Origin of the sequence: Desulfovibrio oxyclinae DSM 11498, assembly GCF_000375485.1 — a bacterium.
Lineage (GTDB): Bacteria > Desulfobacterota > Desulfovibrionia > Desulfovibrionales > Desulfovibrionaceae > Pseudodesulfovibrio > Pseudodesulfovibrio oxyclinae.
On the sequence record NZ_AQXE01000012.1, the window covers coordinates 1 to 18,264 of the forward strand.

General features: G+C 59.1%; 10 protein-coding genes, 1 tRNA gene and 1 rRNA gene. 3 read left to right on the forward strand and 9 right to left on the reverse strand.

The annotated features are described in order from the left end of the window. Positions 1-888, reverse strand: a 16S ribosomal RNA gene (locus B149_RS0112985); the annotation flags it as partial. Between the two features lie 672 nt (positions 889-1,560). Between B149_RS0112985 and B149_RS0112990 the strand changes: the two genes are divergently transcribed. Next, positions 1,561-2,025 carry an AraC family transcriptional regulator gene (locus B149_RS0112990; protein ID WP_018125599.1) on the forward strand — a complete coding sequence of 155 codons (465 nt, stop codon included), beginning with the start codon at positions 1,561-1,563 and terminating at the stop codon, positions 2,023-2,025. A 52-nt stretch (positions 2,026-2,077) separates the two neighbouring features. On the opposite strand, the gene B149_RS0112995 is transcribed toward B149_RS0112990, so the two are convergent. The 3 genes from B149_RS0112995 to B149_RS0113005 form a co-directional block, all read right to left on the reverse strand. Continuing rightward, on the reverse strand, positions 2,078-3,460 hold the full coding sequence (locus B149_RS0112995) for an aminopeptidase (RefSeq protein WP_018125600.1): 1,383 nt from the start codon (positions 3,458-3,460) through the stop codon (positions 2,078-2,080). Between the two features lie 256 nt (positions 3,461-3,716). Continuing rightward, positions 3,717-5,111, reverse strand: coding sequence for an L-seryl-tRNA(Sec) selenium transferase (gene selA, locus B149_RS0113000; protein WP_018125601.1), 1,395 nt, complete (start codon positions 5,109-5,111; stop codon positions 3,717-3,719). Between the two features lie 30 nt (positions 5,112-5,141). After that, positions 5,142-6,359 (reverse strand): bifunctional folylpolyglutamate synthase/dihydrofolate synthase, encoded by a 1,218-nt coding sequence (locus B149_RS0113005; RefSeq protein ID WP_018125602.1) that lies wholly within the window; start codon positions 6,357-6,359, stop codon positions 5,142-5,144. A 112-nt stretch (positions 6,360-6,471) separates the two neighbouring features. Here B149_RS0113005 and B149_RS0113010 point away from each other — a divergent pair. Further along, positions 6,472-6,548 (forward strand) — tRNA-Arg (locus tag B149_RS0113010). Between the two features lie 338 nt (positions 6,549-6,886). Here the strand turns inward: B149_RS0113010 and B149_RS0113015 are convergent. From B149_RS0113015 to B149_RS0113035, 5 genes are all read right to left on the reverse strand, one after another. Beyond that, positions 6,887-7,594 carry a hypothetical protein gene (locus tag B149_RS0113015; RefSeq protein WP_018125603.1) on the reverse strand — a complete coding sequence of 236 codons (708 nt, stop codon included), beginning with the start codon at positions 7,592-7,594 and terminating at the stop codon, positions 6,887-6,889. A gap of 226 nt (positions 7,595-7,820) precedes the next feature. Next, positions 7,821-8,834: an electron transfer flavoprotein subunit alpha/FixB family protein gene (locus tag B149_RS0113020; RefSeq protein ID WP_018125604.1), complete on the reverse strand. Its 1,014-nt coding sequence runs from the start codon at positions 8,832-8,834 to the stop codon at positions 7,821-7,823. Positions 8,835-8,850: 16 nt separating this feature from the next. Continuing rightward, the gene (locus B149_RS0113025; protein WP_026167610.1) at positions 8,851-9,657 is read right to left on the reverse strand and encodes an electron transfer flavoprotein subunit beta/FixA family protein; all 807 of its coding nucleotides are present in this window, start codon (positions 9,655-9,657) and stop codon (positions 8,851-8,853) included. A 558-nt stretch (positions 9,658-10,215) separates the two neighbouring features. After that, complete coding sequence (locus B149_RS0113030; protein ID WP_018125606.1) at positions 10,216-12,063, reverse strand: hypothetical protein; 1,848 nt, start codon at positions 12,061-12,063, stop codon at positions 10,216-10,218. 54 nt (positions 12,064-12,117) lie between these two features. Beyond that, positions 12,118-14,202, reverse strand: a complete 2,085-nt coding sequence (locus B149_RS0113035) for an acyl-CoA dehydrogenase family protein (protein WP_018125607.1) — start codon at positions 14,200-14,202, stop codon at positions 12,118-12,120. Positions 14,203-14,423: 221 nt separating this feature from the next. Here B149_RS0113035 and B149_RS0113040 point away from each other — a divergent pair, with 221 nt between their 5' ends. Then, positions 14,424-18,248, forward strand: coding sequence for a class I adenylate cyclase (locus B149_RS0113040; protein ID WP_018125608.1), 3,825 nt, complete (start codon positions 14,424-14,426; stop codon positions 18,246-18,248). The last annotated feature ends 16 nt before the right edge of the window (positions 18,249-18,264 follow it).

Sequence of the window (18,264 nt, forward strand, 5' to 3'; positions counted from 1 at the left end):
GGGATGCTTATCGCGTTAACTACGGCACCGAACCCAACGGCCCGACACCTAGCATCCATCGTTTACGGCGTGGACTACCAGGGTATCTAATCCTGTTTGCTACCCACGCTTTCGTACCTCAGCGTCAGAACTTGTCCAGCAGGCCGCCTTCGCCACCGGTGTTCCTCAAGATATCTACGGATTTCACTCCTACACCTGGAATTCCGCCTGCCTCTCCAAGCCTCAAGCACAGCAGTATCAGAGGCAATTCCTCGGTTGAGCCGAGGGCTTTCACCCCTGACTTACTGCGCCGCCTACGCACGCTTTACGCCCAGTGATTCCGATTAACGCTTGCACCCTCCGTATTACCGCGGCTGCTGGCACGGAGTTAGCCGGTGCTTCCTCTGGAGGTACCGTCAGCAAAAGAGCCTATTCGACTCTAATGGTTTCTTCCCTCCTGACAGCGGTTTACGACCCGAAGGCCTTCTTCCCGCACACGGCGTCGCTGCGTCAGGGTTTCCCCCATTGCGCAATATTCCCCACTGCTGCCTCCCGTAGGAGTCTGGGCCGTGTTTCAGTCCCAGTGTGGCTGATCATCCTCTCAAACCAGCTACTCATCGTTGCCTTGGTAGGCCATTACCCCACCAACAAGCTAATGAGACGCGGGCCCATCCGACAGTGGTAGCTTACATGTAGAGGCCACCTTTCCCCCGTAAAGTTAAATACGAAGCGTATCCGGTATTAGCAGGCGTTTCCGCCTGTTATCCCGATCTGTCGGGTAGATTACCCACGCGTTACTCACCCGTGCGCCGCTCTACTCATCTCCCGAAGGAAACTTTCTCGCACGACTTGCATGTGTTAAGCACGCCGCCAGCGTTCAATCTGAGCCAGGATCAAACTCTCCAGTTGTATAACTTGGAGTATTAGTTTGATCACTCTCGTCACAAGCTGACCCTTACGGGTCATGTGATTAAGCGATCTTTCGCTCAACTCGCTATTTAATTGTCAAAGACCGAAGTTCCGTTTCTCGGAACGCCTTGCCGAAGCAAGGAAGGGCAAACTATGTTTTTGTGTCGCCCCTGTCAACCGTTTTTTTAACTTTTTTTCGGGCGCCCCGTTTGGGACATTCCGAAAAGCCGCTCCGGCTAACCGCTCGATATATTTGGAAAGAACAAGTCGCTCTGTTTGGCCCGTGTGGGCTGCCCCGTCGCGACGAAGAGAGATTCTACGGAAACACCCTTCACAGGTCAAGCGCTTTTTTCGAAAAAATGAACCTTTCTTTCACTTCTTTTGCAAGCTACTGTTTTTATTGATGTATTTTTATACCCTTTTTGGAGCCTCATTTGCTCCATATTGGGTTCATAATGGCTTTTCCCGTCACAAGAACTCATCTGAGCCTTCAAAAACACTCTTCCGCCCCTTCGCTCTCCCCGCTTCAGGGGGCGATTTTTAGGCTCCGACTTCCTTCTCATAATCATATTTAGTGCTGTCCACGTCTTCTACCATTATATATGGTGACAGCATCTTCACTGGAAGTCAGAGTCACTGGCTCCATCAAAACAGTTTGAAGGGAGATTCATCATGACTGCGGAAATCATGACACTCGGCCCCATGCTTATCGGATCGGTTCGTCACGTTGGCCCTTATGCGGAGTGCGAGTCAGCGTGGCATACTCTTCTCGCCTGGGCCACCGAGAGTCAGGTTCTGAGACAGGATACGGCGTTTATCGGCATTTGCCATGACGATCCGAACCAGACTCCCCCGGAGCAGATCCGCTACGATGCCTGCATAACCGTTCCCGACGGCGTCGGTGGTAGCGAAGCCGTCACCCTTGGCACCATCCCTGCCGGCGACTACCTGTCTTTGATGCATTCCGGATCATATGAAGGACTCGGCAATGCATGGGGTGCCCTGTTCGAGCAGGAGCTGCCAACGTGTGGGAAAGAGTTCGATCCCAAAAAACCCTGTTTTGAGCAATATCTCAACAGTCCGCAGCAGACACCGCCTGAAGATTTGCGCACGAGGCTGTTCGTCCCGTTGAAATAAAAAAGGGCCCCGGAGTTTTCCGGAGCCCATATCATATATATCGGCCAGCCCCCTACTGCCTGAGAAACTCGCGAAACGCCCGGACCGTTGCGTACAGGTCCGCCTTTGATGCGAGCTCGAACGGGCTGTGCATGGAAAGCACCGGCATACCAACGTCGATGATATCCATACCATATATAGCAAGGAACTTGGCGACGGTACCGCCGCCCCCCATATCGACCTTGCCGAGCTCCGCCATCTGCCACGGCACCTCGGCTTCATCGAAGATGGACCTTAGCCAGCCGATGAATTCGGGGTGGGCATCGTTTGCGCCGACCTTGCCCCGGTGCCCGGTGAACTTGTTGAAGCATGGCCCATAGCCCATGAAGGCCGCATTGCGCTCTTCATGAACATCCTTGAAGTTCGGATCCACCGCGGCGGCAACGTCAGCCGACAGAGCCGTGCCGTTCATCATTACACGCGAGAGTTTGGCATCCGGCTCCCAGCTCTCAAGCAGCTCGTCCAGGGTGTACTCGAAGAAAAGCGACTTTGCCCCGGTGGCACCGTCCGAGCCGATCTCTTCCTTGTCCCAAAGCAGCACGATCTGAGTGAACTCCGGCTCCGGCTCGTCGAGCAGGGCCTCCAGTGCGCAGAAGCAGCTGGAACGGTCATCATGGCCGTAGCCGCCGATCATTGAGGAATCGAGTCCGACGTAACGCGCGGGTCCAGCCGGAACCGCCTGCAGTTCGGCGCTGATCAGGTCCGATTCGTCGATGCCATAGCGGTCATGCAGCAGACCGAGGATCATATGCTTGACCCTCGCCCCCTTTTCGGGCTTGTCCTCGCCTTCTCCCAGTAGCGGCACCGTGCCGAGAACCACATTGAGTTTTTCTGCTTCAAAAGCTTCCGAAACCTTCTTCTCCATATCCTTATGGGCGAGGTGCGGCAGCAGGTCCGTCACGGTCAACACCGGATCTTCCGGCTTTTCACCAACTTCCACACGAACCACATCGCCGTCGCGCTTGACGACGACACCGTGCAGAGCAAGCGGCATGGTCAGCCACTGATATTTTCGGATGCCTCCGTAATAGTGGGTCTTGGCAAGGCATATTTCCGTATCCTGATACAGCGGGCGCTGCTTGAGGTCGAGGCGCGGGGCATCTGCGTGCGCTCCCACCAGTCTGAATCCTTCGGAGAGCGGCCTGCGGCCCTTGCGTGCGAAAAATCCAGTCTTGCCGCGCTGAATGCGCATCACGGCATCGGCCCCGAAGTCCTCGACGAATCCGGCCTGTTCTGCCCTTTTGCGGGCGTAATTCATCACCAGCCGTTCGGTTTTGCACGCAGACAGGAAGTCCACATAGCGGGCTGCCATTTCATCCATGGCGGTACGGTCCGCCTCGGAGGTATAGGTCTCCCACGCATTCTTCGGGGTATATTCCAATTCGGACTTACTCATTCGGTATTCCTCTCTGTTTTCGGAAGCGACCTATAAAGGAAGTATTTCTTGTAACGTTCGGCCCCGAACCTGTGGTCGGTACGAATCCGGCCTGCTCCCGTCGGGAGTCAGGGATACTATGTTCGGGGGAGTTTGAAAAGGTGGGGAGGAAGGCGGATGTGCAGCAACGATGGAATGAACTATCCATCATAAATCCCAAAAAAGCCGGACATCCCGTTTACGGGATGTCCGGCTTGAAACTCGACTTCGGCAACGGTTATGTCAACGCCTGACGAATGGCTCCGGCCGCAAGGCGGTATTCCTTGGGATCAAGCGTGCGCGGGTCGAGGCAGAAGACATCGTCCTCAATGCGCGCCACCAGCGGGGGTTCCGTGTCCAGAAGCCGCTTCTTCAGTTCCGGGACGCTCAGCTCGCGCGGCTGGACCGTCACCAGGGCCGTGTCCAGGTCCTGTTCCGGAAACGCCCCGCCACCTACGCGGGAAACGCCTTTTCTGACGCCCACGGTGACCGCGTCGCCCAGTTCCTCGCGCAGGACTTTCGCCAGACGGTTGGCCCGGCTGCGCAGATTTTTGTACGGCATGGTGATCATATTCAGCGTGGGCACGCTCGACTTGGCCTTATCCATATCCAAATACAGCCGCAAGGTGGCCTCAAGGGCGGCAAGCGTCATTTTGTCGATGCGCACCGCGCGATTGATCGGGTTCTTCTTGATCATGTCGATCCAGCGTTTGCGACCGACGATGATCCCCGCTTGTGGACCGCCGAGCACTTTATCCCCTGAAAAGGAAACCACATCCGCGCCCTGCGCGACGACTTCCTGAACAGTGGGTTCGTTGATCAGCCCCATACCGTCGAAACGGAACAGGCTGCCGCTACCCAGATCCTCCAGCACCGGCAGGTCGTACCTGTCGCCCAATTCACGCATCTCGGGCAGGGAGACTTCCTTGGTAAAACCGATCAATCGGAAATTGGAGGTATGCACCCGCATCAATGCGCCGGTGTTTTCGTTGATAGCTCCCTCGTAGTCCTTGACGTGCGTCCGGTTGGTGGCGCCAACTTCGTGCAGGATGGCCCCGGTCTTGGACATGACATCAGGAATGCGGAACGAACCGCCGATCTCCACGAGCTGCCCGCGCGACACCACGACTTCGCGCTCCTTGGCGAGCGTTTCCAGCATGATGAAGACCGCGGAGGCGTTGTTGTTGACCACCAGCGCGGCTTCGGCACCAGTAATGTCGCACAGCAGCTTTTCCACGTGGCTGTAGCGGCTGCCACGCTCGCCGGTGTCGAGGTCGAATTCGAGGTTGGAATAATGCGCGCAGGCTTCCACTACGGCGTCCACTGCTTCTTTGGCGAGCAGCGACCGGCCCATGTTGGTGTGCACGACCACGCCGGTGGCATTGAGCACGCGCCTGAAATGAGGGCGCGCCTTGGTGCGGACGTAAGCCTTGATTCTCGGAATAAGTGTGCCCAGCGCCAACGCGCTTTCCTCGCCGATGACGCCGCTGCGAATCTCTTCGCGGCAAACGTCCAGAAATTCGTTGACCAGACCACGCAAAAGCGGGCGCGGCAGTTCCTTCATGTCCTGCTCGTCATCGAGGGCTGTCAGGACCGCGTCCACTGAGGGCAGATGCCTGAATAGATGGGACACGTATATTCTCCTTGGCTGTCGTGCGGTTGGCTACGGATTCAGAAGTTCCGGATATACCGAATAAACGTCGCCCAGTAAATACAGGGACCCGCAGACGAGGATCGGGCCATCACCATCAAGAGCTTGATTCAGCGCGGTGCGGATATCAGGGGCCGCATCCGCCCTGCCGCCAAGCGCGTGCGCAAGCTCACCTGGATCGGCGGCGCGATCCCAGTCGGTGCGGGTCACGATGATTCGTTCGGTTTCCATGGATTCCAGCAACGGCAGCATGGCATCGAGATCCTTGTCTGCCATGCTGCCGAAGACGATACTCTGCGGGCGGACACATTCAGTACGCAGGGTCTTCGCCAACGCCCTCAATGCATGGGCGTTGTGCGCTCCGTCCAGAAATACCGTTTTGCCCTCGATGCGACCCTCTTGAAAGCGTCCCGGAATGAAAGCCCGTGCAAGGCCGGATGCTTCTGCTGCCGGATCCGTGCGCATCCCCTGCTGCTGCGCGAAAAGCCGCCAGCCGGCCAAAGCCAGCCGTGCGTTGTCGCGCTGGTGCCCGCCCTTGAGCCCCAGCCCTCCTCCGGGTTCCTCGGCAAGCTCCGTGCAGAGCGAAAGGGGCACTCCGACTTCTGTGGCGCGGTGTTGCAGGGCCTCAATCACGGCGGAGTCCTGGCTGGCCGTCACCGCCTTCCCGCCCGGATGCATTGCTCCGGCCTTGTCCGCAGCGATGGCTTCCAGTGTTCCCCCGAGCACCTTTTCGTGGTCCAGCCCCACCGGAGTGAACACGGTCAGCCTTGGACGATAGACGTTGGTGGCGTCATACCGACCGCCCAGACCGGCCTCCATCACGGCAACGTCAACCTTGGCGCCCCGGAACGCCTCCATGGCCAGCGCCGTCTGAAATTCGAAATAAGTCAGCTCGTCACCACCGGGAGTATCAATAATGATACCCGCAAGCCGAACCCAGTCTTCACGCGGCAGCATCCGACCGTTTACCCGGACGCGTTCTCTGGGCGTCACGAAATGCGGTGAGGTAAAGAGACCGGTTTTCAGCCCATGGGCCCGAGCAAGCGACTCGATGAAGGTGGATGTGGATCCCTTGCCATTGGTGCCGACCACATGGATGACCGGGGGCAGCCCCTCGGCCCCGGCTGCGTCGCGCAGTCGCTGCATCCTGCCAAGGCTCAGGTCCATGCTGAAAAGCCCCAGCTCGTCCATATAGTTCCGCAAGGCCCGGTAGTCGGTGATTCGCGCCATGATCCATCCTCCTTCAGTGGGTGCGTGGAGGTGGGAATAACAGGAATACCCCTGAATCGGAATCGCTTTTCTCTTGACCGTTGCTCCCGACTCCATTACGAAAATCCCGCACGCGCCCGTAGCTCAGATGGACAGAGCAGGAGCCTTCTAAGCTCTTGGCCGGGGGTTCGAATCCTCCCGGGCGCACCATGAATTTCAGGCGGCGGTACTTCGGTACCGTCGCCTTTTTCATGGTCAAAAAAATTGGCCCCGCATAGCGGCACTGCGTCAAAGGTACAGTGATTTGTACTCTCTTCACCCAAACCCCCAAAGACTCCTCCAAACTCAATCGCCTGGAAATAAAGAACAAAAACTCATAATAAGCCATCTGCATTCTTTGGCACGCCAAATGCTAGGTTCAACATACCTTCTTTCTTTTGCAATTTGCACCAAGGCTCCCGGACGGTCCGGGAGTTTTTTGGTTTCTGGGCACACAAAAGGCGCAGCCAGCTGGCTGCGCCTTTTGTGATTTCCATAGATGGCAGCGGCTATTCGGCAAGACCGCTTTCGTTAATGTCTTCGGGGTGATCGGGTTTCACCGGCGTGGCGTCCGGATCTTCCTCCACCTGTAGGTAGTCCGGCAAGTCCACTTCATCGCCGGTAGACTGCATTCCGGACGCATCGTCCGAGGGCATTTCGTTGCCAAGATCGGTTTCCACCGGTTCCGGCGTCCCCCCTTCATCCATCTCGGATGAAGACTCAGCAGCCTTGAACTTTCTCACGTTGCGGATCATTCTCTCCTGCTCGGCAATGCGCAGGTCAAGATCCTCAATCAGGTGGCGGGTTTTCTTCACTTCCGCCTCCAGCCCGAACCGCTCGGTCTCATTCTTGAGCTTGTCGGCGCGGTAGTCATTGAGTGCCTTCACGTTCTTGGCCGGATCGCCGAGATTCTGCGCCTCAAGGGCTTCGAGCTTGGCAATTTCGACTTCGATCTCACGATGCTCGACCCTGTTTTCCGCCAGCTCCTCTTCATGCTCGGCCAGCTGCTCCTGTCGCTCCGCACGACTGGTCCGCAACTCGGCGAGCTTGAGCTCTTCCTCGGCCAGATCAAGCCTGTCCATGGCCGAATACACCTCGCCCATTTCCGAGGAAGGAATCTGTCCCACCAGCGAGTCATCCACCCCTCCGAACACTCCGGTGGTAGTGCATCCGGAAAGCAATCCAAGCAGACAGACAGCGCCAAATATTTTTTTCATCTCGTCCTCCAAGACGGTAATAGCATTCTTCAGTTGCATGTAACTGGCTGATTGTCCGCCACATACCCCTTGCCGCGACTGATGGCAAGCTTGTGCAAGCATTCACGCCCACCTACTTCATCAACCTTTTACGCTTTTCAGAGATGCCCTCTTGCAATAGAAGATAACAAAAAAAGGGAGCGACCGAAGCCGCTCCCTTTTCATATTCAGATTCGTTTCGGGTGATCTAATCCCGAAGAAGCTCGTTGACCTTCTCCATGATCTCGAAGGCATCACCGACGTAAAGCACATCGGCCTTGCCCTGCGCCCAGCCACAGGAAGCATCCTTGTTGATGGCGCGGCGCTCCTGAATGAAACGCCATCCAACAACATGCGGCTCTTCACCATGGCAACAGGTGGCGAGCCCTTTGGTGTGACGCGGCGTGGAGCCCGTCTGCCCCACCTGATGCAGGTGCGTCAGGAAGGAAATGACCGCCTGTCCTTCGCCAGAGATGTCTACGAGGGATTTGGAAGAACCGAGGGAAGCCTTGGTGCTGTCCAGGAACCCTTTGATCACCCCTTCGGCACGCTGTACGTGGATCTCCCCATCGCCCTGCTTTTTGGTCCAGCCAGCGCCGGTGACAAACAGCATTTCCGCATCCGGACGGATGGTCTGCTCGTCAACATCCGGAGCCTTGATCCCTGTAACAGTGCTGCGGGTGACCGACTCGGCCTCCACCGCCTGTACGTCAGCCTGTCCGGATCCGGAAAACGCCTCGTAACAGCCGGGGGAAAGCGTCACGATCCAAGGCCGCTCGTCACGAGAAAGCTCGCCTTTCATGCGCTGACGATAAAACCAACGCTCGGCCACAGCCTTGCCGTCCTTGACGGAAACACCCGTGCAGTGCGTATCAACACGCCCATCCACACGGACCGCCACGCCCGGAAGCGCACGGCTGAAACGCATGGTCGCCGGAGCTACCACGATGTCCGCGCCGCTGGCCTTCACCAAAGCTTCGCAAGCGTTCACGTCAGTGGCATACCGAGACTGGCCGAACGCCTCGCCAGAGACACCATAAAAACTCGCGCCGCAGCCGGCCACGCTGTCCGCTGCTGCCTGCACATCCGCGCCCACAAGCCCCGCATCAAACTCACCGCCCAGCCCTTCGGCCAAGGCTTTGGCTGCCGTCAGCGTTTCAAGCGCATTGCGGGAAAGCGTTCCGTCAGCCTCTGTATGGGCAAGAAAAAGTACTTTGCTCATTTCGGAATCCCTCCTGCTAGCTGCGGATCCATTCCACGATTTCACGAGCGATGTCCTCGGCCGGAACATCCTTCACCACACGCGTTTCCCGACGCTGCTGCGGAAGCTCCACCGAACCGAACGACAAACCGGGGGCGCCCATGTCAGCCGCCTTGGCCTGCTGCAACGCAGGCATGATCAGACGCATGTTCTGCATCCCCACCTGCGGGTTGTTCGGCGGCTCGGGCAGCTCACCCGTGGCCCAGCCCAGCACCGCAGGAGCACCGTCGCAAACCGCAGTCTGCCACGCGCCGCCCTCCACGCGCTCAAGAACCTCAAGCGAACCGTCATCGCTCACAACCAGCTTGTCCACGCCCTGGAACTGCTCGGTAACACCCAGCCGCTCGCCGACCATCTGCATCACCGCTCCGGAACCGCGCGAAGCCGACTGCCAGCCACCGAACACGAGCATTTTTTCCTTCTCCAGACCCGCAATCCCCTCAATAGCACCCGAAAGCACCCGGGCCACCTCAAAGGAATCATCAAATCCGGAAGCCGGACCGTCCACGCAGACCAGCTCGAAAGGAACCTTCTGCGCCACGTTCATCATCACCTGCTGCAACTTGGCCTTCGGGCCCAGCGTCACCAGCCAGACCTTGGAACCCTCATGCTTCTTCGCCAGCTCGGCAGCCTCGAACAAGGCATGACCGGCCCAGGGATCAAGCACAGCAGGCAGCATCATTTCATTTTTCAGGGCAGGACCGTCAGCACCCTGAACCGGCTCCAGCGTCTGAAGCGGGTCGGGAACGATGGAACCGCACACCACGATGTGGAATTCGCTCATGGAGTCGCTCTCCTTGCGGTTGTTGATATCCACTTTTTTTCAAAGCCGGGACAATTCATGATTGCCTCCGGCGGCTTAAGAACCTTTTTAGGAAAAGGTTCTTAAGAATCTCCAAAAACTTATAGTTTGCCAAGCCGCTTGGCCGCCTTCCGACAGCTTAGGATCATTGCGACTTGGCGGTTCGCTGCGGGCGGTGGCTTCAATGAAGAATAGCCCCGCATTATTGCGATTCACCGTTCCCACAAGCCAAGGCTACTTGCCTCCGGCGGCTTAAGAACTTTTTCAGGAAAAGGTTCTTAAGAATCTCCAAAAATTTATGGCTTGCCAAGCCGCTTGGCCGCTTTCCGACAGCTTAGGATCATTGCGGCTTGGCGGGGCATCACCAATCTTCCGGCTATCCCACCCCCTTTCCATCATCCACCGCCTTTTGGCATCGGTCGGGGTCGGGGGCGTCTGCTTGCAGCGACTCCGCCCCCGACCGATGCCAAAAGGCAATACAGGGTTTCCAAAGGGGGCCCGCCCCTTTGGTCCGCCTGAAGGGCCCGCCGGAGGCCCCCACTAATTCTCAGCGGAGTGCAGCCCTCCAGACCCTGCCTTGAACCGGACGTTGGTTTTTTCCGGATCTTCGGGATCGGGCTTGCTGCAATTCCACATGCATGCGCCGCAGTGAACGCATTTCTCGCGGTCGAAAAGCGGGACGCCGCCTTCGGGGTTCACGGTGATGGCCTGTCCGGAGCAGATTTCCGTACAGACCTGTTCCCGGCAGGATTCGCAGTAATAGTGGTCGGTGAAGGTGACGTGATCGGCGTAGCCGGGATTCGCGACAACCTTGCCGCCCATGAGCAGTGCGTCCTGATGCGAGATGAGAAGCTGTCCGTCCAGAGGGATTTCGGGCCATCCGGCTCGATCCATGAGCGCATCATGCAAGGGGTCACCCTTGAGTTTGCACTGCTTGCGGATATGGAGGATCTCGGTGGCCGGGATGATTCCCTTGTAATACTCTTCGACGGTAGGGAAGCGTTCCCATGCCCGTTTCGATTTACCCGGGAGATTGAGCTTGCCTTTTGTCAGGCCGCTGATGCCCATGCCTATGAATCCGAGCACGGTATTCAGGGTAAAGGCGTCACGTGATTTGGTTGCCTCTTCGGCCTCTTCTTGAAGCCACGAGGTGCGGCGGCGGCGCACGTAGGCTTCGTCGAGATTGTCCTTGGTGTAAGGACGGCCTTCCTTCATGAGATCGAGAACCGCTTCGGCGAGCATCTTGCCGGATGCCCATGCCTCGTCCACGCCGGATCCGGAAAGGATATTCGTGGTACCGGACCCTTCCCCGATACGGGCAAAGCCGTCGCCGACGAGATGGGGTTCACCGCGCAGACCGTCTTCCTGAAGGGATTTCGCGCCCCACGAGCGCAGGGTGCCGCCTTCAAGATGCTTCCAGAGGTACGGATGCATCATCCAGTGCTGCATGTAGCGATAGGCGGTGCGCACCGGGTTGTCGAACCACGAGGGAACGAAAATGCCGAGAGATGCGGAGTTGTCGGGATAGACATAAAGGAAGCCAAAAATTTCCGGCTCGGGATAGCCGATGGTATGCAGGACGGTTCCGGGCTTGAGCTGACAGTTTTCGGGCAGATCCACCACGGCTTTCATGCCGATGGCCCATTCACGGCGGTGTTTGCCTTCGGGCAGACCGATCTTCTCGTCAAGCTGCTGACCCACGGCACCGACGGGACCGTCACCAATGACGGTGAGCGCGGCCTGAACGTCCATGCCGGGCATGAAGGTGGCTTCGGGGTTGCCCTGTTTGTCCACTCCCTGATCGCAAAGGCGCACGCCCTTGACCGCGCCGTTTTCCACGAGCGGCTCGGCCACGGGGCTGCCGGGCCAGACTTGAGCCATGCCAGAGCCCATGACTTCCGAGCCGACCCACTGCATGAACTGCCCCATGCTCATGACGAATCCGCCATGTTTTTGCAGGAACGGCGGGATATACGGCAGTTCAAAGGCTTCGTCCTTCTTGAACTTGGAAAGCGCGAAGTCCGCGGCCTTGAGCGCGGCGGGACGGCGGCTGGCACCGACGGGGTCCATGAGGTAGGCGACGCGCTCTTCGGTGATGTCATGGGCGAGCGGGATCTGAGAAAGATCGAGGTCGGGATAGGATTCGCGGATGGCGCGTCCCTTGGTGACGATGCCCGAGACACCGAAACCGATGTCGTCGGCCCGTTCGTAGCAGAGAATCTGCGGCGGCATTCCGGGCATGACCTTGCTTTCGGCCACGGGAGTGCCGTCCTCATTCATCATCGCACGGGTCATGTGCGTCAGGAATGCGGCGGTCGCGGGGCCGAAGCCGACGCAGACGATGTCCGCTTCCATGACCATCCGTTCCGGCAGGGGCATGTCGCTCATAATGTAAAACTCCTGAAAAACGCCGCCCGGCAGGGCCGGGCGGCATGATGTTCTCTAGAGAGGGTAATCCAGCGCTTCGGGTATCATGACCTCGGCCACGGCTCTTCCGGCCCGGTCCTTGGCCATTCTGGCGCCCGCCATGCAGCCTTCCACCTTGTTCCGCAACAGCACGAACTCGTTCAGCGGAAGCGGGCAGCAACCTCTGCCGCCGCAGTCATCAGGAGCCTGCGAGAAACCGAAGCAGAGTTCGGAGCAGATACGGGCGGCCTCACCGGCAGCGCGCACGGACTGAACGTGGCAGATGTCCTTGTAGAAGGCCACGAGATCCTCCAGCCCTTCGGCCAGCGTCGGGCTCATGGGTCCCTTGTCCATCAGTTCGATGACGTCCTGTATAAGGTAATAAGGGCCGAGCAGCCAACCGAGCGCATCGGCCATGGGGAAGGTCACGCCCTGCCGCTTGCCGTGGTATAGCTTGCGGCCCTCGGCGTCCTTGCTCTTTTGCAGATGATTCATGGTCCACTGCCACAGCTCCAGCGCTGCGGCCAGCGAGTACGCTCCCATGCCGGGACGTTCGCCGCCGATGCGGCGCAGCTGCGCGATCCATGCGGAAACCGTAGCCTGAAACACGTCACTGGTCATGGTCATGGTCATGTGACGGCGCTGCACGGCCTCAGGCCCCTCGTAGGTGGCCTCAAGCTGGGAGTCGCCCCACTTCTGCATCAGGAAGCCGGGGCAGTCCTCGGTAATGCCGTAACCGCCAACAAGGCTGATGGCCTCGCGCATGACAGTGGCGCCGACACCGGTATTCCAGAGTTTCACGCCCGGATTGAGGATGCCTGCCATGGCTTCCATCCACGCGTATTTCACGAGGGTGTCGCCTTCCAGTTCGGCCAGCTTGTCGGCGTCCCGTTCAGCTTCGGGCAGGTGAATCTGCTCAACGTATTCAAGCACGCGGTCCTTCATCTTGCGAAGAGCCATCATCTGCTTGCGGGGGCTGGTGACGCCCTGCTCTTCGAAAATGCGCTCCTTTTCCCGCTCGATGGGGTCGAAGTCGTCGGCCAGCCTTGCCGCCGCGAATCCGAGGGATGCTCCGGCCTCGCCGTTGGCCCAGACGTCCACGAGACGCTGCAACGCGTCCTCGCTCTGCTGGATGCCCTTGTCGAAGCGCGGGGAGCCGGGATGCGCCGCGTCGCCGCCACGATAGCGGGTGCGATGGTAACGGATGACCGGCTCGACTGCCGAAAGCAGCTTGGCGGTGGTCATGAGGCCCACGGGTATGCGGGTGCGGTGAAAGACCGATCCGATGATCTCGGAGTGATTGTATTTGGGCACGATCTGGCCGTCCACCACGTCGTATCCGCCAATGATACGGCTGGCGGGCACTTTGAGTGAGAGCACAGGATCGCGGGTGGAGGAAAGCTGATGCACCATCTTGAGCGTAGGTGCGCCGCGGTCGAAGGTTCCTTCGTCCTCTTTTTCGAGAATGATCATGCAGGAGCCCTTGATGCGCTCATCGTCGGATTCGACGGCTGCGGTCACGAAGTCCGCGAAATCCATGTTGGTAATGAAGCGGCCGCGCTTTTCCACATGCAGAATCGGCTCGTCACCGTCCCACTCCGCCACGCTGACCTTGCCTGCCACCACGCCGGTATCCACGCCCACGTAGGGAAGCGGCTCGGTCAGGGCGAACGCGCCGCGGCGAACCTCACGGTCCTCGCCGGGTTGCGGCGGAACGCACTGAGACATGTAATGGTCGCGCTGCTCATCGGTGCCCTTCTCATGGATGGGGGCAAGGGCGAGGTTGTTGGCAAGAGAGCAGGTGGCGGCTCCGCCATCCACCCAGGACAGCTCGAACGCCACCAGAGAAAGCGCAAGGTTCTTGGGCCCTTCGATGTATCCGCCCTGATGCGGATCCATGAACAGAGCGGTGAGGCCGGACTGGTCGAACGCGGTGAGCAGTTCTGCTTTCTGATCGGTCCATTCGTGGCTGTTGCGCGCGCCCTCGGCAACGAGCTTTGCGACCACGCTGCGGGCAATGGAGCGGGCGGATTGCACGGTCATCTGCAGGTCATACCTTTCGGCAAATCGCCACATGATCTGGCGCACGTCGTCGCCCGGAAGGGTGCGGAGTGTGTACATGCTCAGCTATCCTGAAATTGGGTGGGTTGTATGAAGAAAGACGGACATGACATTGAATCGGGAAGTTAGGTCATTCGCCCCCCGTAGTCAAAACCTTTCTGCCGGTTAAACGGCAGTTTAACCTACCGATGCCAACGGTTTCGTGCCTTTTGCGTGCGGATTGGGTTTTGACATGCCCGCCCCTGCGGGGCACTATGTGGCAATCGCATAAGGAATGATCGATGGTACCCGAAAGCGCCGAGTACATGGAACGCATACACGCCCTTCAGGCGGCAAAGGACCTCGTCGGCAACGATGACGGAGCCTCTCTGTGTGCCGAGGCGCGCACCATAGCCAAGCTCGCCCGCAGAAAGGACGATGAAAGCGCCGAGTTGCTCAAGGGCGAGGCCGCGCTTGTGCTGCACCGCGTTCTTCGCGCCCGGACCGGCATGCCCACACTGGCACGCAACGTCCTTGAAACCCTGTGCGAGATGGGCCCTTTCGGTCGAATGTTGGCTGGGCGCCATGTCCGCTCCGGATCGATTTCCGCCACGGAACTTGCCGGGATGCTCGGCTCACTCTCCATCTCCACGCGGATGGACATCGCGGACGAGATGCTGGCCGAAGGCGTGGAAGAGATGCCCCGCGGAGCAAGAGAAACCGCAGACATGCTGGTTGGCAGCATTCGCAAGGATGAAGCCGGCGAGGTTGCCGAATGGCTTGCACAGTTGGGAAGCATCGGGAGGGTGGTCTCACATCCGCTCGCCATGTCCGTCGGAAGGCTCGCCCTGAGTGCGCAGCAACCGGCCGAACGCAAGGCTCAGACCATTCTGGGCCTCGGCGGTCAGGGCTCGGATCAACAGGCCCAGCAGACCCTGCAGGATTCACTCAAGGGCGAAACGCCCGACACGAAACTGCTTGAGGCTGCGGACAGAATTCTCCCGGCCAGCCACCCATATCGAAAACAGCTGACGCAGGCCGGTATCAAGGCGGGCGGGGCCGCCGGAAGGATGGCGACCCTCATGCTCGCCACTTCAGCCCTGCCCGGCAACGGAAAGGTTCTGGCGCGGCTTCATGCAGGCGGACGCGGTATGGACGCCTGTCGTGCTGCCGTAATGCTGTCCCCCGAAGAACTCGGAGCATTCTTCAAAGCCCTCTCGGGAAAAGACCGGGCCACCGCCATTTCCGAAGCCTTCACCGCAGCAGCCGAGGCAATCCCCTTTGAATTATCCAGGGCTCTGGCGTTCGAGTCCTCACGCGCTCCGGAGCAGGTCGCTCAACTCACCCCATTCGTCGATAAACTGCGCGAGCAGGCGAAACCGTCCCTTCACTCTCCCGGCCGCTGCCGCACGGAAGTTCCGGAGCGCAAGGGGCTTTTCGACCGCGTTTTTCGCGAAGGCAAACACCGCAAACTCGAACGTCTTTTTGAAGGCGCAAAAAGTCGTGAGTCGGACATACCCATGCAGGTCCTGCAAGGGCGGACCGTATCCAAATATCATGGAAAAGCCTGCACTGCTCCCGACTCGACGATCCTCAAGTGCAGTTTCGAGAACTCGAACTTCACCGACTGGTCGCTGAAGGGAACTCATTTTTCGGGGTGCCGGTTCAGCAATTGCACCTTTGTTCGCGTATCATTAAGAGAAGCTCGGTTCTGCAACTGCTCCTTCAACAACTGCACGTTCGAGGACTGCGACCTGTCCGGCGCGAGCATGCACCGTACAGCCTTCGCACACTGCACGCTGACAGCGTGCAACATGCAGCGCGTAGCCGCCGTCGGCTTCAGCCTTTCCGGCTGCCATGTCCGCGAAACAAGCCTTGGGGCAACCCATTTTCGCAAAAGCAGATTCTCCGGAAACAGTTTCCGCTACAACACCTTTGCCAGAGCCATTTTCGCCGAGTGCACCTCCACGGGCAGCGAGCACGTCGGCAGTTCGTTTGCCAACGCGGGCATTCACGAAACCGCCTTCATCAACCCGTCCTTTCACGACTGCATCGGCGGCGGGCTTACGGTTGACGGCAGCGACACGCCCCACTCCTTCCTGCTGGAAGCATACATCAACACCGTCAAAGGCCGAATACGCAGGGGGTCCACGCGTCCTCCTCAGGCGGTCCGGTGTCCTGAAGGGTGTGCAGTGGCCGCACGGGCACTGATCAGACTTTCACGCCATCTTCAGTTTTCCCGCCGCGAAGAACTGCTGCTGGCCAACAACGAACGACGCCTTGCGAGCGCATTTCGCAAGATGCTCCCGGATCAGCGCGACTTCCTGAACATCCTCCCTGAACTGCTCCAATCCGACGTGTTTGAGCGAATCATCGGTGACATTCCTGCCGCCCCGTTCCGGGTCTGGGGCCATGCGCCGACCCTCTCCACCACGACCACCGTGGAAAGCGCGGTAGGCCACACGGATTCCGAGCCCGGCAAGGCACAAGGCGTCATCTCTGCCCTGTACGCCATGGGCAGCATGGGCAGCGTGGCGCAGACCACATCGTCCGATCTCGACTGCTGGCTCGTGGTCGAATCGCAAAGCACGACCAGGGAAGCGCTGAAAAGGCTGGAGCTGAAATGCCGCTCACTGGAAGCATGGGCGTGGGATGAGTTCTCGCTGGAAACACATTTCTTCATCATGAGCGAAAAAGACGTCCGCGAGAACCGCTTTGGCCTGAGCGACTCGGAGAGCTCCGGGTCGGCGCAGGCCATTCTCCTCAAGGAAGAGTTCTACCGGACCGCGTTGCGCCTGAGCGGAAAGAATCCAGTCTGGTGGCTGACCGACCCCGGTCTCACGGACGGCCGATACGCCGCGACCGTGCCACATGCGACGGCCCATCCGCTGGGGGGCACTCCCAGAATGACGGATATGGGACACCTGCGCCAGATCCCGCCCGGCGAATTCTTCGGTGCAGCCCTGTGGCAGATGATCAAGGCCATTCACTCGCCGTTCAAGTCCGTCATGAAGCTCGGCCTGCTTGAACGCTACTCCACTCACTCGGAAAAACTTTCGCTTGCAGACCTCATCAAACAGCGGCTCTTCGATGGCGAGGCCGGGTCAGGACGCGTGGACCCCTATGCAGCCATGTATCTGGAACTCAAGGAGCTCTATGGCGAACGTGGAGACAACGGAGCCACCCGGCTCATAACAGAGTCGTTCCTGCTCAAGGCGGACCTCAGCACCCTGCCCTATTTCCGGAACCTTCCGGCAACACCCGAGGCGCACAGTCTGGTGGAGCTGCTCTTCGGCAACGGCTACGTCGCTCCCGAGGTGGTCACCTGCGACAACGCGCCGTGGACGTTCTCGCAGTCGCTGGAGGCGGGCAATGCCGTGAGCGACTTCATGACCACCGCGTACCGGCGCATCCACTCCATGATCAACCGGACCGGGGACACGGCCTCGCTCATCACGCCCGAGGACCTGACCCGGCTCGGCAGACGCATCATGGCCAACTTTGCCCGCAAGCCGAACAAGATTCCGCGCATTCCCTTCATTGACGTGGGGCTGGACAAATTCTCGGTGCTTCGCTTCGAGGTGGAACGACGCAAGACAGGTGGCCCGCTCTGGAAGGTGAGAGGCGCGCAGTCGCAGGGCAAGACCGCCACACGGAACATGCAGGAGTTGCAAGGGCACACCAATCCGGCCGTCCTTCCCGCATGGCTCGTCGCCAACCGGCTGTTCCGGCCGGGGATGCTCATCCAGGCGGACAGAAGCATCGCCCCGGTTGCCACCACGGACCTGCAACAGCTTCTCTCGCGTATGTACGACTTCTTCCCGTATGACGACACGTTCGAAGGAGACCTCGACGAAGGGCTCAAGACGGAACGGGTCGTCCGGGCATTTCTGATCGTGAACCTCGGCAAGCCCCTTGAACTCAAGCACATCAGTGATCTTGCAGTCATCTATGCCACCAACTGGGGAGAGATGTTCTGCCGCACCTTTACCGACCCCAAGCCGACCGAAACAGAATACGCAAGCCATTTCCTGCATAACTCCCTTGAACAGCCCCCGGCGGACGAGATCGAAATCGAAACCTTCGCGCCGCGCGGCTCTCACGCCCCACGCATAAACACCATATAATCCATCGCAATAAAAG